Origin of the sequence: Thioalkalivibrio sp. ALE17, assembly GCF_000425605.1 — a bacterium.
Classification (GTDB): Bacteria; Pseudomonadota; Gammaproteobacteria; order Ectothiorhodospirales; family Ectothiorhodospiraceae; genus Thioalkalivibrio.
In genome coordinates this window covers 196115-214002 of record NZ_KE384404.1, presented here as the reverse complement: position 1 = coordinate 214002, position 17888 = coordinate 196115, and the positions used below count along the sequence as shown (strand labels likewise).

Genomic DNA, 17888 nt, shown 5'->3' with positions numbered 1-17888 from the left:
TATGCCACGCTGATCGAAGCTCGCGCGGCACCCGGAGGGTGGTGGCGGTGTTCGATGCATTGCGCTGCGCGCGATGCAATATCATGGTGTGCTGTTTGTCACACGGCCCCGCTTCCGCTAGATTCGGGGCGAAATGGCCAGGGGGGGAGAAGGTGTCTAACGCGCTTGCCGAAGCGGACTCGGCCACCGAGTTTCAGGGACTCAAGGTCATGGTGATCGACGACAGCAAGACCATTCGGCGCACCGCCGAATCCTTGCTGCAAAAGCACGGGGCCGAGGTCATTACCGCCGTGGACGGCTTCGAGGCGCTGTCCAAGGTCGCCGAGTCGCGTCCGGACATTATCTTCATCGACGTCATGATGCCGCGCCTGGATGGCTACCAGACCTGCGCGCTGATCAAGAACAACAAGCAGTTCCGCGCCACGCCGATCATCATGCTGTCCAGCAAGGACAGTGTGTTCGACAAGGCGAAAGGCCGCGTCGTGGGGTCGGAGGATTACCTCACCAAGCCATTCACCAGGGACGACCTCCTGGGTGCCATGCGTCAGTACGCCAGCCCCTCGGCATGACGCGTTCCGCCACACCAACCAAGGAAAGACGAACCCCATGGCCCGTATTCTGATCGTTGACGATTCCCCGACCGAGATCCACGTGCTGCGTACCATGCTCGAGAAGCACGGGCATTCGGTGACCACCGCCGAGAGCGGCGAGGACGGGGTCGCGGCCGCGAAGTCGCAGGTCCCGGATCTGGTGCTGATGGATGTCGTGATGCCCGGGCTGAACGGCTTCCAGGCGACCCGCCAGCTGTCCCAGGCCGAGGAGACGGCGCATGTGCCGGTCGTCGTGGTCAGCACCAAGGATCAGGCGACCGACCGGGTCTGGGCGATGCGCCAGGGGGCCCGGGACTATATCACCAAGCCGGTGGTCGAGAAGAACCTGCTGGAAACCATCGGGAAGTACCTCTCCGCATGAAGACCGACCTGTCCTCGCCGTTTGCGCTGATCGCGAGCCTTGATCGCGAAGGGCGCCGCGTCAATCGCGAGTTGCGGCGGGACATTGGTACGGGCTGGCGCGGGGTCTTGCTGCGTGTTGGCGATTTCCGCTTTCTGGTCGACATGGACGCGATCGCCGAAGTGGCCGATCCGATGACGCTCACCCGCGTACCGCTGGCGGATGCCGCCGTGCTGGGGGTGGGCAACCTGCGCGGGCTGGTGCTGCCGGTGTTCGATATGGGCAAGCTGTTGCTGGACCGGCCATTGCCGGACGACGCGACCGGGCAGCGGATCGTGGTGGCGCCGCAGGGCCAGGGTATGGCCGGGCTGCTGGTCAGCCAGGTCGAGGGGATGCGCCGCTGCATCCCGTCCCAACGCCGTCTGGAAGTCTCGGTCCCCGAGGCTGTCCGACCCTTTATTACCGGCGGATTCGATCTCGGGCACCGGCTGCATCCGGTGCTGGATCTGGATCTGCTGCTGAATGACAACAATCGCTTTACCGGCACGGGCTTGGCCGGTACATCCAGTAGCGAACAGTCCGCAGCCGCAGTCGGATGACGCGGGGCGCGGGGCTGCGACAGGGGGTATGAACTGATGGGATCGAGTCGTCGCGCACGTAATTTTGTCCTCGGGGGGCTGCTGGTGCTGGCCCTGATCGCGACCGGCGGGGCCTTTACCTACCACGAGTACGAGCAGAGCCAGTATCGTGACCGGATCGCGCTGGCCAACGACCTGCGCCTGCTGTCGCAGCGGCTGGCCACCAGCTCGCTGGAGGCCGCCGCGGGTTCCGAGCAGGCATTCTCCGACCTGCAGTCGCTGCGGGATGACTTCGAGGCACGTCTGGAACGGATCCGCACCGGGGGCGAAGGGCTGCAGCCGCTGCCGGAACCCCTGCAGGAGGACATCGCCACCGTGGACCGCGAGTGGTCCGCCTATCGGGACCATATCAACACGGTCATCCTCGGGCGTTCGGATATCCAGTTGATCACCGAGTTCTCCGACGCGGTGGCGGCCTTCTCTCCGGAACTGTCGCGGCTGTCCGATGATGTCGTGCGGCGCATGACCCAGATCGGCGAGCCGCCCGAGCAGGTCTATGTGGCGGCACGCCAGACCATGCTGATCCAGCGGATCGCCAACAACCTCGGCCGGGTGCTGCAGGGTGGCGCCGAGGCCGCCGCCGCCATCGAACGCTTCGAGCGTGACGCGACGCTGTACGGGCGGGTGCTGGACGGGCTGATCGAGGGCTTCGCCCCGCTGGGTGTGGAGCCGGTTGACGACCCGCAGGCACGGGCCCTGCTGCAGGAAATCGCCACGTTGTTCGTGGCCTTCAGCGAGGCGGTGGAAGGGGTTCTGGATACCTCCACCCAGGTGTTCGAGGTCAATGCCGCGGCCTCCAGTGTCGAGGCCAGCAGTGGCGCGATGCTCGAGACGACCGGCGCGTTCGAGACCGCCATCACGCGGGAGGCCGAACGGGCGGGCGTGATCGCCCTGATCGGCTTCGGCTTTGGTGGCCTGGCGCTGCTGCTGCTGATCGCGATGGGGCTGTTCCTCTACCGCGACACCAAGCGCGAACTGGCCGAGACCGAGGCCCAGAACGAGCGCAACCAGCAGGCGATCCTGCGCCTGCTTGACGAGATGATGAACCTCGCCGATGGCGACCTCACCGTGAACGCGACGGTGACCGAGGACTTCACCGGCGCCATCGCGGACTCGATGAACTACGCGATCGAGAACCTGCGTACCCTGGTCGCGACCATCAACACGGTGGCGGCCGACATCAGCGAGTCCTCGGCGTCCACCCGTTCGCAGGTGCTGGGGCTGGCCGAGAAGTCGGAAGAACAGGCCCGCGAGATCCAGCGCGCGGATGACGCGATCGACGAGGTCTCGCGTTCGGTGGACAAGGTGGCCCAGGATGCCGAGCAGTCGGCCTCCGTGGCACGTAACTCGGTGGAGATCGCGTCCCGCGGGGCCGGCACCGTGCGCCGCTCCATCGAGGGCATGGACAGTATCCGCGAGCAGATCCAGGAGACCGCGAAGCGGATCAAGCGACTGGGCGAATCCTCGCAGGAGATCGGCGACATCATCGGGCTGATCAACGACATCGCCGAACAGACCAACGTGCTGGCACTGAACGCGGCGATCCAGGCCTCCGCGGCGGGCGAGGCCGGCCGCGGCTTCGCGGTGGTGGCCGACGAAGTCCAGCGCCTCGCGGAACGTTCGTCCTCCGCGACCCGTCAGGTCGAAGGCCTGGTCAAGGCCATCCAGGCGGATACCAGCGAGGCCGTGAGCTCCATGGAGCAAAGTACCGCCAACGTGGTCCAGGGGGCCGAACTGGCCCAGGCCGCGGGCGAGGCGCTGTCCGAGATCGAACAGGTCTCCGCCGATCTCGCGGACCTGATCGACGGTATCTCCTCCTCGGCCCGCAAGCAGTCCGAGATGGCGCAGGACGTGACCTCCATCATGGCGCAGATCCGCGAGATTACCTCCGAGACCACGCAGGGGACGCAGTCCACCGCGGCGGCGATCGGGGATCTGGCCCAGCTCTCGGCCCAGCTGCAGTCCTCGGTATCGGACTTCAAGCTGCCCGAGCCGGGCAGCGCTACCGAGGCCGTTGGCGAGGACCCCGATGCGATGGATCCCGATCCCGACGCCGATACGACGTCCTCCGACGAACAACGGGCCTGACGGCGGACCCGGCCGATGGCATCCAGCGCACTGAACTGGGTCCGCGACGAGCTCGACAAGCTGTTTGTCGAGGTCCAGGACGCATTGCGGCGGTATTCCGACGACCCGACCTGCGGTGACTGTCTGGCCGAGGCGCGCAGTCGGGTCGAGCAGATCCGCAATACCCTGGTCATGGTCCAGGTCGAGAGCGTGGTCCTGATCCTCGACGAGATGCTCCAGGTCCTGGACGAACTGCAGCAGGCCGACGAGCCCAACGTGGCGGCCACCGAGCCCTTGCTGCGGGCGTCCCTGCAGCTTCCGGACTATCTCGAGAACGAGGGCGATGGCGAACTGCCCTCGCCGATGATCCTGGTCCCCCTGCTGAACGAGCTGCGCAGCAGCCGGGGGGCATCGCTGTTGCTGGACGTCGCGGCGCTGATGCCGGACCCGCAGGCCGTCGACGATGACCGCGTGGGTTCCGGTGGCGAGGTGCTGGACCCGGCGGCCCGGCTCCCGGTCCTGCAGCAGGCGCGCCGCCGTTTTCAGCGCGATCTCCTGGAACTGGTGCGCGGCGAGGATGCGACGGCACCGGCCGCACGCCTGCAGGCGACTGTCCGCACAGTCGAGGAGGTCGTCCCGGCGGGCGAGGCCCGCCGCCTGTTCTGGGTCGCCGGTGCGGTGCTGGAGGCGGTCGCCGCCGGGGGGGTCGAGGCCGATACCGACGTGCGGCGCCTGGTCGGGCGGGTCGATCGTGAACTCGGGCGCTACCTGAACGCGCTAACGGCCCACCTGGAAGCCGGCGATGCGGGTTCGGAGCCCGAATACGCGGCGCCTTCGGACCTGATCAAGACCCTGCTGTTTCACGTGGCCTGTGCCACTTCGGAAGGGGAGCAGACCCTAGCGGTGCGCGAGGTGTTCGGCCTCGACGGCCTCGGCCTCGAGGACGACGCCAGCAGGGTCGGTCGTTCGGTCTACGACAACCTGCGCCAGGCGCTGGAAGACGACCTCGCCGAGGTACGCGAGCGGCTGGACGTACTCATGCGCTCCCCGGTGCGCGGGGCCGAGGATCTGGCTCACCTGCGCGAACAGGTCGAGCGGATCGGTTCCACGCTCAGCCTGCTGGGTCTGGAATCCGGGCAGGAGCATACCGATGCCCTGGCGGCGTCGCTGACCCCCGAGCGTGCGGGCGAGGCCGACGAACAGGTCGACATGGTACTGGCGGAACATCTGCTGGCCCTCGAGTCCCTGCTGGAATCCGGTCTGCGGCGCAAGAGCCACAGTCCCACGCCACAGGCGGAGTTCGATCGCGCGCTGGCGGCCGCGGTCTACAAGGAGGCCCTGGTCGATGTTCGCCGGGTGCGCGACATCTTCCTTGGTTTCCTCGACGCCGGGGCGGAGGCCGGCGAGGGTGGCCTCGACGAGGCCCGCGAGGGCCTGCGGCGCATCGAGGGGGCCATGTCGATGTCGGGCTTCGAGGCACTGCATGCCCTCCTCGGTCCGCTGATCCGGCATCTGGATGCCCGCGCCGGCAGGGCGGCCACGGAGCTGGAGGAGGGCGAGGTCGAGGCCCTGGCCGAGGTCCTCAGCAGCATCGAGGTGGCCCTCGAGTCGTCCGGTCAGCCCTGGCGCGAACTGGACAGCGTGCACGAGCGCGGCATCGCGGCCTTGCAGCGCATCGGCGCGATCTCCGGTGGTGATGGCGCGGATGCGCCGCTGGCCGCGGTTCCCGAGGCCGGGGACGCCCCGGAGGCGGCGCCGGAGCACGACTCGGCCGAACCGGTGACTGACAACGAGGTGGCGTTCGACTCCGGCACGCTCGAGGATCTGCCGGCGGAGAACGCCCCGGAGCCGGGGGCCGAGGCCGGGATCCCCGCGACCGACGTCGCGGCCGCTGCACCCCCGACGAGCTCGGTGCCCGCCGGGGGACGTGATTCCCTGCCCTTTGACGATGCGGTGCTGGCGGACCAGGTGCGTGGCCCCGACGTCGATCCGGAGATCCTCGAGATCTTCCTCGAGGAGGCGGACGAGGAGGTGGCCAGCCTGACCCAGCATTTCCCGCTGTGGCAGTCCAACCCGGCGGACCTCGACACCCTCTCGGTGATCCGCCGCTCCTTCCATACCCTGAAGGGTTCGGGGCGGCTGGCCGGGGCCCTGCGTCTGGGCGAGTTCGCCTGGGCGGTGGAGTCCTTCCTCAATCGCCTGCTGGATTCCGGGCATGAGGCGGACCACGCCACCCTGCAGGTTATCGAGGACGCCATCGGGGTCCTGCCGGGCCTGGTGAGCGAGGTCCGGGATGACACCGGACCGGATACCCCCGTCCTCGATATCGCCCTGCGCCTGCGGGCCCTGGCCGGTGGCGAGCCGGAAGCCGAGGCCGAGGCGGACGAAGAGCCCATGGCCCCCGCCGCTCCGTCCGGTGCGGAAGCCGAATTCGAGGCACTGGCGCGCACCCTGGATGATCTGGACGCCCCGGCCGCTGCGGCATCCAGCGAGACCCTGGAGCCTGTGGAGCCAGACCAGGATGAGGCTGCCGACGAACTCCTCCAGGAATCCGGTGCGTTCGTGCCGGACCTCCCGCCGGATGCGCTGGAGCCATCCGTCCCCGAGTCGGACGCGTCTGTTCCCGACGCAGAGCCGGAAGGGGAGTCAGCCCCGGTGGCGGGCAGCGACGACTTGCGGGCTTCCGCGCCGGATGTCGAACCGCTGGATCTGGACGATCTCGAGCTCCCGGCCGATGCCTTCGAGGTGACGGAAGAGATCCTGGAGGGGGGCGACTCGCTGCCCGTGGAGGGCGCGCTCGAGCCGGAGGCCGATACCCCGGAACTGGAGGGGGTTGCGCCCGGAGAGCCGGGGATCGACGAACCGGCACCGGACGAGGGGGACCTCGCGGAGGCCTCGGCGGGAGACTCGGCCGCGCGCATGGAGACCGACCCACAGCTATGGCAGGTCTTTGCCGCCGAGGCCCAGGTGCACCTGCTCACCCTGCGGGGCTGGCTGGATGAATCGCAATGGCGCCCGGACCGGATCCCGAATCATGATCTGGAGCGCGCGCTGCACACCCTGAACGGCAGCGCGCGCACGGCCGACATCCGCGGTATCTACTCGGTCTGCGGCCCGTTCGAGCGCCTGATTCGCATCCACCGGGATATGGAATGGGCCCTGTCGGGCGAGGCCGTCGAGCTGTTGCGCCGGCTGGAGACCTACGTCGCCGAGGCGGTGGCCGACGAGGAACCCGATCCGGCCAAGGTGCTGGATCCGCCGTCCTGGGCCCCCGAGGTCTACGCCCTGCTGGATCATGCGACCGCCGAGCAACTGCTGCGTGCCGAGGAGCAGTCCAGCGAGGAGGAATCGCCGGAATTCGACGAACCCGAAGCCGCCGAAGCGGTGCCCGAGGTGTCCCCGGAGCCGGAAGCGGGCGCCGAGCCCGAGCTGGAGATCGACTGGGAGTTTGCCGAGGTCTTCATCGAGGAGGCCCGGGATATCCTGGAGGCCGCGTTCGCCGCCCTCCATGGCTGGCGCGAGGCCGGGGGGCGGCCCGGTCCGGACCAGAACGCCTTCCAGCGCGAGGTGCATACCCTGAAGGGCAGTGCCCGCATGGCCGGTTTCACTGTGGTCGGCGCCATCGCGCACGCGCTCGAGAGCGCGCTGAGCGTGGAGACCGAGACCGGTCTCGAGCCGCGCGATGGCTTCTTCCAGCTCACCGAGCGCGCCCTGACGGATGTCCAGCATCTGGTGGAGCGCGGGGTCGGGGCCTGGCAGATGGACGAGTCGGCCAGCGAATCGCTGCCGGCGCTGCGGAGCTGGGCCGCCGGCGAGGCCGGCGAATCGCCCGAGCCTGAGGCGGGCGCACCAGCGGAGACCGAGGCCGATGCGGGCGACGCGGAGACCGACGCACCGGCTGCCGAGGCGGCAATGCCGGCCGCAGCGGGGGACCAGCGCAGCCACGAGCCGCCGGAATCCGAGGGGCGCCGTATTCAGGACCAGGTCCGCATGGACGCCGAGGTCCTCGACAGCCTGGTGAACAACGCCGGCGAGTTGGCAACCTTCCATCGTCGATTCGAGCAGACGGTCGGGCGGGTCGAGGGCCAGGTCGACGAACTCGAGCGCACCATCGCGCGTCTGCGCGACCAGCTGCGCAAGCTCGAGATCGAGACCGAGGCGCAGATCCTGTTCCGGGTGGAGGAGGAGAGTGGCGAGGAGGCCCTGGACTTCGATCCGCTGGAGATGGACCGCTACTCCGGGATCCAGCAGCTGTCGCGGGCCCTGGCCGAAAGTGTCAGTGACCTCGAGGCCCTCAAGCAGGAAGTCGGCGACGAACTCCAGAATGCCGGCGGCATCCTGCTGCAGCAGCGCCGCGTCGGCACGGACCTGCAGGATCAGCTGATGCGCCAGCGTATGGTGCGTTTCGCCCGCATGGCGCCCCGTCTGCGCCGCGTGGTGCGCCAGGCGGGCGAGGATCTCGGCAAGCCGGTGCGGGTGGAGTTCACCGGCCAGGGGGCCGAACTCGACCGCGCCCTGCTGGAACGACTGGTGTCGCCCCTGGAACACCTGCTGCGCAATGCCATCGCCCATGGTATCGAGGCACCGGCCGAGCGCGAGCAGGCGCGCAAGGCGGTCCAGGGTCAGATCGATGTCAGCCTGGAGCAGTCGGGCAGCGAGATCCGTCTGCAGGTGACCGACGATGGTCGTGGCATCGACGCCGAGGCCATCCGCGCCCGCGCGCTCGAGCGCGGGTTGATCGCCCCCGATGCCGAAGTCTCGGACGCCCAGGCCCTGCAGCTGATCCTGCAGTCCGGCTTCTCCACCGCTGCGGAGGTCTCTCAGGTGGCCGGTCGCGGGGTAGGCCTGGACGTGGTGAACAGCGATGTGAAGCAGCTCGGCGGCACGCTGGAGATCCAGTCGACGCCCGGCAAGGGCTCGCGCTTCACCATGCGCCTGCCGTTCACGCTGGCCATCTCCCAGGCCCTGCTGGTCCAGGTGGGCGAGGAGACCTTCGCGGTCCCGATGGCCTCGGTCGAGGGCGTGGTCCGCGCCCGCGCCGAAGAGATCGACTCGCAGGATGCCAAGGCGACCTACAACTACATCGGGCAGGACTACGAGGTGCGTGGCCTGGGCGACCTGATGGGCGTGGAGAGCCAGGCCGGGGTCGAGCACTTCCCGGATCATCCCTTCCCGCTGTTGCTGGTGCGGGCGGATGACCGGCGCGTGGCTCTGCGCATCGACGGCCTGCTGGGCAGTCAGGAGGTCGTGGTGAAGTCGGTGGGCCCGGTGCTGAGTCGCATCCCGGGGGTGGCGGGTGCCACCCTGCAGGGCGATGGCTCGGTGATGCTGATTCTGGACCTCAGTATGCTGGTGCGCTTTGCCGAGGCCACCGCGTCGCTGCCGGAAGCCCCGCAGGCAGTATCCGAGGCCTCGAGCTCGAAGCGGATTATGGTGGTCGACGACTCGATCACGATCCGCAAGGTCACGGCCCGTCTGCTGACCCGCCACGGCTACGACGTGGTGACCGCGCGCGACGGTCTGGACGCCGTGGGTCTGCTCGACGAGCGCCGGCCGCACCTGATCCTGCTGGATGTCGAGATGCCGCGCATGGATGGCTTCGAGTTTGCCGCCCATGTGCGGGACCACCCGGACTTCGGGCAGGTGCCGATCATCATGATCACCTCGCGCAGCGGCACCAAGCACCGGGAGCGGGCCGACCGCCTCGGGGTGAATGGTTATCTGGGCAAGCCGTATCTGGAGAATGATCTGCTGAATGCCATCCGCGAGCAGCTGCAGGAGGTGCCGGCATGAGCGACGACGCACAGACCCAGGCGGTCGAGGCCGTGATCGTGCAGCTGGACACAGGCTCCATCCTGCTGCCGCGCAGCGCCTTTCTCGAGGTCACCACCCGCGCGGGTGCCGTGGAGCAGGACGCCGAACACCCGGAGATCCCCTGGCTGGAGCCCAGCCTGGTCTGGCAGGACGTGCAGGTGCCGGTGATCAACGTGAATCAGCTGCTGGACCCTGGCCGCGACAGCGGCGAGGACCGTCGCCGCTTTACCCGCCTGCTGGTGATGCAGGCGGTCATGCAGCCGGAGCACCTGCCGTTCTACGCGCTCGAGGTGCGCGGGACGCCGCACCCTGTGCAGATCACCCCGCAGAACATCTACGCGCTGGAAGATTCCGACGCCACCCCCTGGTCCTGGCGGGTGAAGGCCTCCGGTGTGACCACGCACCTGCTGCGCCTCGACACCCTCGAACAGCGCCTGCTGGAGATTGCCGAGGCCCAGCCGGCCTGAGGCCGCATTGGTCTCCGGGCGGGACGGGCGTTATCCCTGCAGGTCGCCCAGGCGGGCCTGGACCAGGGTCAGCAGGGCCATCGCGGCGGTTTCGGTGCGCAGGGTGCGCGGGCCCATCCCGACCCCCAGGAATCCCCGGTCCTGTGCCAGCGCGATCTCCGCGGGCGTGAGGCCGCCTTCCGGCCCGACGAACAGCGCGACCGCCGCTGGTCGGCTGCGGCCGTCCAGGCGCGCATCCAGTCCCGGCGCCCCTTCCTCGGCAAGCAAGCCCAGGGTGTCATGCCAGCCCGAGAGGACCGTGTCCGGTGGAGCGGGTTCCTGCAACTGGGGGAGCTCGTTGCGCCCGCACTGTTCCGCCGCGGCGCGCAGGATCCCGTGCCAGTGACGCTGGCGCTTGTCCAGGCCCTTGTGGGCGGCGGCCGAACGTGAGCGTTCGCAGAGCACCGGACGGATGGACTGCACCCCAAGTTCCACGGCCTTCTGGATCGCCAGGTCCATGTGATCGCCGCGGGCAATGCCCTGGAGCAGGTGGATCGGAAAGGCAGGGTGGGTCGGCGGCGCGGCACGCTCGCCCAGGTGGAAGGTGCCGTCGCGGCGACCGTTCAGTTCGAGAGTGGCCTCGAATTCGTTGCCAAGGCCGTCAAAGACGCGGCAGGGGGCGCCGCTCTTCAGGCGCAGGACCGTGGTGGCGTAGTGCAGGCGGTCCTGCGGGGCGGGAAGCGACCGCCCCGCGGCCAGTGCCTCGGATTCGAGCAGCAGCCGGGGGCAGCGCACGGGGGCTACTTCCGGTTGTCGAGGTCCAGGGCCTTCCAGATCTGTTCGGTCGGCCCGGCCTGGTTCATCGAATAGAAGTGGATCCCGGGGGCACCCTTGTTCAGTACGTCATCGGTCAGGCGCGTGGCGACCTCGATACCGAATTTGCGGATCGACTCCTTGTCGTCGCCGTAGGCCTCCATCCGCTTGCGGATGTAGCGCGGGATCTCGGCACCGCACATCTCGGAGAAGCGCACGATCTGGGTGTAGTTGGTGATCGGCATGATCCCGACAATGATCGGGATGGTGATGCCCATCTTCTCCACCCGTTCCATGAAGGCCTCGTAGGCATCCACGTTGTAGAAGTACTGGGTGATCGCGGCGTCCGCGCCGGCGTCCACCTTGGTCTTGAAGTTCTCCAGGTCCTTCTCGGCGTTCGGGGCCTGCGGATGGAACTCCGGATAGGCCGCGACCTCGATCTTGAACTGGTCATCGAACTCGGAGCGCACAAACTCCACCAGCTCGGAGGCATAGCGGAAGTCGCCGCCGGAGTTCTTGGTGCCGGACGGCAGGTCGCCGCGCAGCGCGACGATGCGGTTCACCCCGATGTCGCGGTAGCTCGACAGCAGCTCGTGCAGCTCGCCCCTGGTCGAGGAGATGCAGGAGACGTGCGGGGCGGCGGGGATGCCGTCGTTGGTGATGATGTCCTTGACCGTCTCCAGGGTGCGGTCGCGGGTGGAACCCCCGGCGCCGAAGGTGACGGAATAGAACTCGGGATTCAGGGCGCCCAGACGCTTGCGGGCCTTGGCCAGTCGCTCGGCTCCGGCCTCGTCCTTGGGCGGAAAAAACTCAACGCTGTAGACGCGTTCTTGTGCAGACATGTTTGTCCTCCAGACAAAAAGAAGGCGGACCGCACGAACATGCGGCCCGCCCCGGCGTTCACATTAACAACGAATTGAAATGTGAGGCTGGCCGATCAGTAGCGGTAGTGTTCCGGCTTGAACGGGCCATCCACCGGCAGACCCAGGTACTTGGCCTGTTCGTCGGTCAGACGGGTCAGGTTGGCACCCAGCTTCTTCAGGTGCAGCTGCGCGACCTTCTCGTCCAGGTGCTTCGGCAGCACGTAGACGTTCTTGTCGTACTGGTCGCCCTTGGTCCACAGCTCGATCTGAGCCAGGGTCTGGTTGGTGAAGGAGTTGGACATCACGAAGCTCGGATGACCGGTGCCGCAGCCCAGGTTCACCAGGCGGCCTTCGGCCAGCATGATGATCCGGTTGCCGTTCGGCAGGATGATGTGGTCAACCTGCGGCTTGATGTTCTCCCACTCGTACTTGCGCATCGCAGCCACGGCGATCTCGGAGTCGAAGTGACCGATGTTGCAGACGATGGCCTGATCCTTCATGCGGGTCATGTGATCTTCGGTGATCACGTCCTTGTTACCTGTGGCGGTAACGAAGATCTCGGCCTTGTCGGCCGCTTCTTCCATCGTGACCACGCGGAAGCCTTCCATCGAGGCCTGCAGGGCGCAGATCGGGTCGATCTCGGTGATCCACACGGTGGCACCGAGGCCGGCCAGCGACTGGGCGGCACCCTTGCCGACGTCACCGTAACCGGCAACCACGGCGATCTTGCCCGCGATCATCACGTCGGTGGCGCGCTTGATGGAGTCCACGGTGGACTCGCGGCAGCCGTACAGGTTGTCGAACTTGGACTTGGTGACCGAGTCGTTGACGTTGATCGCCGGGAAGGCCAGCTCGCCGTCCTTCGCCATCTGGTACAGGCGATGGACACCGGTGGTGGTCTCTTCGGTCACGCCCTGGATCTTGGCGAGCATGTCGGAGTACCAGGTCGGCTGTTCGGCCAGGCGTTCCTTGATCTTGGCGAACAGGGCTTCTTCTTCCTCGTTCTCCGGCTTGGCGATGACCGACTGGTCCTTCTCGGCCTTGGCGCCCAGGTGCAGCAGCAGCGTGGCGTCACCACCGTCGTCCAGGATCATGTTGGCGCCGCCGTCGAATTCGAAGATGCGGTGGCAGTAGTCCCAGTACTCTTCCAGGGTTTCGCCCTTCACGGCGAAGACCGGGGTGCCGTTGTCGGCGATCGCGGCCGCGGCGTGGTCCTGGGTGGAGTAGATGTTGCAGGAGGCCCAGCGCACGTCGGCACCCAGGGCTTCCAGGGTCTGGATCAGCACCGCGGTCTGGATGGTCATGTGCAGGGAGCCGGCGATCTTCGCGCCCTTCAGCGGCTTGGAGGCCGCGAACTCTTCGCGCGTCTGGATCAGACCGGGCATCTCGGTTTCGGCGATCGCGATTTCCTTGCGGCCGAATTCGGCAAGGTTGATGTCCTTGACGACGTAATCGGTCGTTTTCTTGTCGTTCATCACAGCATTCATGGATTAACTTCTCCGTCTATCTGGATGAGCGCCGTGTTCACGTTTCAGGGGAGCATCCGGCTGAGCCTGACGGTTAAACCGCTGCAGCGCTCCTCAGCCGGATGGGTATTTCGCTTACAAAATGTCGGGTGCTATTAGAGGCCCGCCATCTTCTTAAGTTCCTCGGCCTTGTCGGTGCGCTCCCAGGGGAGGTCGACGTCTTCGCGGCCGAAGTGACCGTAGGCGGCAGTCGGCTTGTAGATCGGGCGCAGCAGATCCATCATCTGGACCAGGCCCCACGGACGCAGGTCAAACGCTTCGCGGACGAAGCCTTCGATCTTGCGGTCATCCAGCTTGCCGGTGCCGAAGGTGTCGACGGTGATCGAGGTCGGTTCGGCCACGCCGATGGCGTAGGAGACCTGGATCTCGCACTTGTCGGCCAGGCCGGCGGCGACGATGTTCTTGGCCACGTAGCGGCCCGCGTAGGCAGCGGAACGGTCCACCTTGGACGGGTCCTTGCCGGAGAACGCGCCACCACCGTGACGGGCCATGCCGCCGTAGGTGTCGACGATGATCTTGCGGCCGGTCAGACCGGCATCGCCCACGGGACCACCGATCTCGAACTTGCCGGTCGGATTGATGTGGATCTGGTCGTCGGAGACCTGGCTCAGCCACTCGGCCGGCAGGACCTTCTTGAAGATCTCTTCGTAGACCGCTTCCTTCAGGTCCTTCTGCGAGATGTCCGGGCTGTGCTGGGTGGACAGGACCACCGCGTCCAGGCCGGCCGGCTTGCCGTCTTCATAGCGCAGGGAGACCTGGCTCTTGGCGTCCGGGCGCAGCCACGGCAGCTTGCCGCTCTTCATCAGTTCGGACTGGATGCGCACCATCTTGTGGGCGTAGAAGATCGGGGCGGGCATCAGGGTGTCGGTCTCGCGCGCGGCGTAGCCGAACATCAGGCCCTGGTCGCCGGCGCCCTGGGTGGCGCGGTCGGAGACGTCGCGGTCCACACCCATGGCGATGTCCTGGGACTGTTCGCCCAGCACGTTCAGCACGGCGCAGGTCTTGCCGTCGAAGCCCTTGTCGGAGTCGTCGTAGCCGATCTCGCAGACCGTTTCGCGCACCAGCTTCTCGTAGTCGATCTGCGCGCCGGTGGTGATCTCGCCCAGCAGCATGACCATGCCGGTCTTGGTGGCGGTTTCGCAGGCGATACGGGCGTGCGGATCCTGCTCGATGATGGCGTCGACGATGGTGTCGGAGACCAGGTCGGCCATCTTGTCGGGGTGACCCGCAGAGACCGACTCGGAAGTGAAGATGTAATCGTTGGACATTAGGCGTTCCTTTATGGTCGTTTCCATTTAGTTTTGCGCAAAACGACCTCTAGTGTAACGCGACTCGCGGGATTTTTCTAAGCCCCTCCCCGGCGAGGGTAGGGGCATGTGCCCCCCTGGTCGGTGGCGAGGGCGCAGCGTGGCGCGCCCTGGGGGCGACTTGCCCCGGTGCGAGAAAGTGGCCAAAATGCACCGCGTTTGATGGGGAGAGCTGCCCGCCGCGCTGGCTGCGCCGTCGGGTGGTACCTGCTCCCGCAGGCTGCTCGGGCCGCCGCGCGCCGGAGCGCCGGCCGATAACCGTGAGCCCCTCGTTCGGCCGACTCGTCCGGGTCGGTCGCCGCTGTCGCCTCGCGCCGCCGCCCGCCATCAGCCAAACCCAACACTACTTTAGAGCAGGAGATCAGCATGCCGACCCGTAGAGAGCTTGCCAACGCCATCCGCGCCCTGTCGATGGACGCGGTTCAGAAGGCCAATTCCGGTCACCCGGGTGCGCCGATGGGGATGGCAGACATCGCCGAGGTGCTGTGGAACGATTACATGCAGCATAACCCGGCGAACCCGAGCTGGCCGGATCGCGACCGCTTCGTGTTGTCCAACGGCCACGGCTCCATGCTGGTCTACTCCCTGCTGCACCTGACCGGCTACGACCTGCCGATGGACGAGATCAAGCAGTTCCGTCAGCTGCACTCCAAGACCCCGGGTCACCCCGAATACGGCTACACCGCCGGCGTCGAGACCACCACCGGGCCGCTGGGCCAGGGGATCTCCAACGCGGTGGGCATGGCGCTGGCCGAGAAGATGATGGCCGCCCACTTTAACCAGCCCGGGCACGACATCGTCGACCACAACACCTACGCCTTCCTCGGCGACGGCTGCATGATGGAAGGGATCTCCCACGAGACCTGCGCGCTGGCCGGCACCCTGGGCCTGGGCAAGCTGATCGCCTTCTGGGATGACAACGGCATCTCCATCGACGGCGAAGTCGAGGGCTGGTTCACCGACGACACCCCGGGCCGCTTCGAGGCCTACGGCTGGCACGTGGTGCGCGGCGTGGACGGCCACGACGCCGATGCGGTCAAGGCCGCGATCGAAGAGGCCCGCAAGCACAGCGACAAGCCGAGCCTGATCTGCTGCCGCACCGTGATCGGCTTCGGTTCGCCGAACAAGTCCGGCAAGGAAGAGTGCCACGGCGCCGCCCTCGGCGACGACGAAGTGGCCCTGACCCGCAAGGAGCTGGGCTGGAACCACGGCCCGTTCGAGATTCCGGACGATATCTACGCTGGCTGGAGCGCGAAGGACAAGGGTGCCAAGGCCGAGTCCGAGTGGAAGGAGCGCTTTGCCGCGTACAAGCAGGCGCACCCGGAACTGGCCGCCGAGTTCGAACGCCGCATCGCCGGTGATCTGCCCGCCGACTGGAGCGAGAAGGCCAGTGCCTTCATCAAGGAGACCGTCGAGAAGGCCGAGAAGGTTGCCTCGCGCAAGGCCTCGCAGAACACCATCGGCGGTTACGCCCCGGCGCTGCCGGAACTGCTGGGCGGCTCCGCCGACCTGGCCGGGTCCAACCTGACCATGTACAGCGGTTCCAAGGGCGTCAGCAAGGACGACGCCGCCGGCAACTACGTGTTCTACGGCGTGCGCGAGTTCGGCATGGCCGCGATCATGAACGGCATCGCCCTGCACGGCGGCTTCATCCCGTACGGCGGCACCTTCCTGATCTTCTCGGACTACGCCCGCAACGGCATCCGCATGTCCGCGCTGATGAAGCAGCGCGTGATGTACGTGCTGACCCATGACTCCATCGGTCTCGGCGAAGACGGCCCGACCCACCAGCCGGTCGAGCAGACCCCGAGCCTGCGCCTGATCCCGAACCTCAATGTGTGGCGTCCCTGCGACGCGGTCGAGACCGCGGTGGCCTGGAAGGCCGGCATCGAGCGCACCGACGGCCCGTCCGCGTTCATCCTGTCGCGTCAGGGCCTGCCGCACATGGAACGTGATGGCGAGCAGCTCGCCAACATCGCCCGCGGCGGCTACGTGCTGAAGGACTGCGACGGCACCCCCGACCTGATCCTCATCGCCACCGGTTCCGAGGTCGAGCTGGCCGTCCAGGCCGCCGACGAACTGGCCGGCGAGGGCAAGAAGGTGCGCGTGGTCTCCATGCCCTGCGTCGAGTTGTTCGAACAGCAGGACCCGGCCTACCGCGAGGCCGTGCTGCCGAACGCGGTGCGTGCGCGGGTCGCCATCGAGGCCGGCGCAACGACCACCTGGTACAAGTTCACCGGCCTCGACGGCGCGGTGTTCGGGCTGGACCGCTTCGGCGAGTCCGCGCCGGGGGGCGCCCTGTTCGACTACTTCGGCTTCAAGCCGGCGAACGTCGCCCAGGTCGCGCGTGACGTGCTGAACGGCTGAGTCCGCAACGATTTCGCATAAGCAATAGAGAGGAGACTCCCATGTCTATCAAGGTTGGTATCAACGGCTTCGGTCGTATCGGTCGCATGGCCTTCCGCGCCATCGCCAAGGATTTCCCGAACCTGCAGGTGGTCGGTATCAACGACCTGCTGGACCCGGAATACCTGGCCTACATGCTGCGCTACGACTCCGTGCACGGCCGCTTCGACGGCGACATCAGCGTCGACGGCGACCACCTGGTCGTGAACGGCAACCGCATCCGCCTGACCGCCGAGAAGGATCCGGCCGCGCTGAAGTGGGGCGACATCAACGCCGACATCGTGATCGAGTCCACCGGCCTGTTCCTGACCGCCGAGACCGCGCAGAAGCACCTGGACGCCGGCGCCAAGAAGGTGGTGATGTCCGCGCCGTCCAAGGACGACACTCCGATGTTCGTCTACGGCGTGAACCACGGTGACTACGCGGGCCAGAACATGGTCTCCGCCGCCTCCTGCACCACCAACGCCCTGGCCCCGGTGGCCAAGGTGCTGAACGACACCTGGGGCATCAAGCGTGGCCTGATGACCACCGTGCACGCCGCCACCGCGACCCAGAAGACCGTCGACGGCCCGTCCATGAAGGACTGGCGCGGCGGCCGCGGCATCCTGGAGAACATCATTCCGTCCTCCACCGGTGCGGCCAAGGCTGTGGGCAAGGTGCTGCCGGAACTGAACGGCAAGCTGACCGGCATGGCCTTCCGTGTGCCGACCTCCGACGTCTCCGTGGTCGACCTGACCGTGGAACTGAACGGCGACGCCAAGTACGACGACGTTTGCGCGGCCATGAAGAAGGCCTCCGAGGGCGAGCTGAAGGGCGTGCTGGGATACACCGACGAGCTGGTGGTCTCCACCGACTTCCGTGGCTACACCGCCCCGTCCGTGTTCGACGCCGGCGCCGGCATCCAGCTGGACCCGACCTTCGTGAAGGTCGTCGCCTGGTACGACAACGAGTACGGCTACACCTGCAACATGCTGCGCATGGTGGAGCACGTCGCCAAGTAATGGCGGACGGCCGGGCCCTCTCCAGGGTCCGGCCGTTTCTCTTCCCGGGTCCAGAG

At 67.2% G+C, this 17888-nt stretch carries 12 protein-coding genes and 1 riboswitch; of the genes, 8 read left to right on the top strand and 4 right to left on the bottom strand.

Going from position 1 to position 17888, the window contains the following annotated elements; all coding sequences use genetic code 11:
* Positions 1–152 precede the first annotated feature (152 nt).
* Genes H609_RS0111970 through H609_RS0111945 form a run of 6 tightly spaced genes read left to right on the top strand, consistent with a single transcriptional unit; the run spans position 153 to position 9937 of the window.
* Positions 153–569 (top strand): PleD family two-component system response regulator, encoded by a 417-nt coding sequence (locus H609_RS0111970; RefSeq protein WP_026279175.1) that lies wholly within the window; start codon positions 153–155, stop codon positions 567–569.
* 37 nt (positions 570–606) lie between these two features.
* The gene (locus tag H609_RS0111965) at positions 607–972 is read left to right on the top strand and encodes a PleD family two-component system response regulator (RefSeq protein ID WP_018865952.1); all 366 of its coding nucleotides are present in this window, start codon (positions 607–609) and stop codon (positions 970–972) included.
* Positions 969–1550 (top strand): chemotaxis protein CheW, encoded by a 582-nt coding sequence (locus H609_RS0111960; protein WP_018865951.1) that lies wholly within the window; start codon positions 969–971, stop codon positions 1548–1550. The genes H609_RS0111965 and H609_RS0111960 overlap by 4 nt, the downstream gene beginning before the upstream one ends.
* A 36-nt stretch (positions 1551–1586) precedes the next feature.
* Positions 1587–3677, top strand: a complete 2091-nt coding sequence (locus H609_RS0111955; protein WP_018865950.1) for a methyl-accepting chemotaxis protein — start codon at positions 1587–1589, stop codon at positions 3675–3677.
* 15 nt (positions 3678–3692) lie between these two features.
* The gene (locus tag H609_RS0111950) at positions 3693–9449 is read left to right on the top strand and encodes an Hpt domain-containing protein (protein WP_028485034.1); all 5757 of its coding nucleotides are present in this window, start codon (positions 3693–3695) and stop codon (positions 9447–9449) included.
* Positions 9446–9937 carry a hypothetical protein gene (locus tag H609_RS0111945; RefSeq protein ID WP_018865948.1) on the top strand — a complete coding sequence of 164 codons (492 nt, stop codon included), beginning with the start codon at positions 9446–9448 and terminating at the stop codon, positions 9935–9937. Before H609_RS0111950 ends, H609_RS0111945 begins: the two co-directional genes overlap by 4 nt.
* Positions 9938–9967: 30 nt before the next feature.
* On the opposite strand, the gene H609_RS0111940 is transcribed toward H609_RS0111945, so the two are convergent.
* The 4 genes from H609_RS0111940 to metK all read right to left on the bottom strand — a co-directional run bounded on the left by H609_RS0111940 (position 9968) and on the right by metK (position 14386).
* Positions 9968–10711 (bottom strand): 16S rRNA (uracil(1498)-N(3))-methyltransferase, encoded by a 744-nt coding sequence (locus tag H609_RS0111940; protein WP_028485033.1) that lies wholly within the window; start codon positions 10709–10711, stop codon positions 9968–9970.
* A 5-nt stretch (positions 10712–10716) separates the two neighbouring features.
* On the bottom strand, positions 10717–11571 hold the full coding sequence (gene metF, locus H609_RS0111935; protein WP_018865946.1) for a methylenetetrahydrofolate reductase [NAD(P)H]: 855 nt from the start codon (positions 11569–11571) through the stop codon (positions 10717–10719).
* A 95-nt stretch (positions 11572–11666) separates the two neighbouring features.
* On the bottom strand, positions 11667–13079 hold the full coding sequence (gene ahcY, locus H609_RS0111930) for an adenosylhomocysteinase (protein WP_018875962.1): 1413 nt from the start codon (positions 13077–13079) through the stop codon (positions 11667–11669).
* A gap of 19 nt (positions 13080–13098) precedes the next feature.
* Positions 13099–13180: riboswitch (S-adenosyl-L-homocysteine riboswitch) on the bottom strand.
* Positions 13181–13213: 33 nt separating this feature from the next.
* Positions 13214–14386, bottom strand: coding sequence for a methionine adenosyltransferase (metK, locus tag H609_RS0111925; protein WP_018865944.1), 1173 nt, complete (start codon positions 14384–14386; stop codon positions 13214–13216).
* Between the two features lie 405 nt (positions 14387–14791).
* Here metK and tkt point away from each other — a divergent pair, with 405 nt between their 5' ends.
* Both tkt and gap read left to right on the top strand, forming a co-directional pair.
* Positions 14792–16792 (top strand): transketolase, encoded by a 2001-nt coding sequence (gene tkt / locus H609_RS0111920; protein ID WP_028485032.1) that lies wholly within the window; start codon positions 14792–14794, stop codon positions 16790–16792.
* Between the two features lie 41 nt (positions 16793–16833).
* On the top strand, positions 16834–17832 hold the full coding sequence (gene gap / locus H609_RS0111915; RefSeq protein ID WP_028485031.1) for a type I glyceraldehyde-3-phosphate dehydrogenase: 999 nt from the start codon (positions 16834–16836) through the stop codon (positions 17830–17832).
* Positions 17833–17888 lie beyond the last annotated feature (56 nt).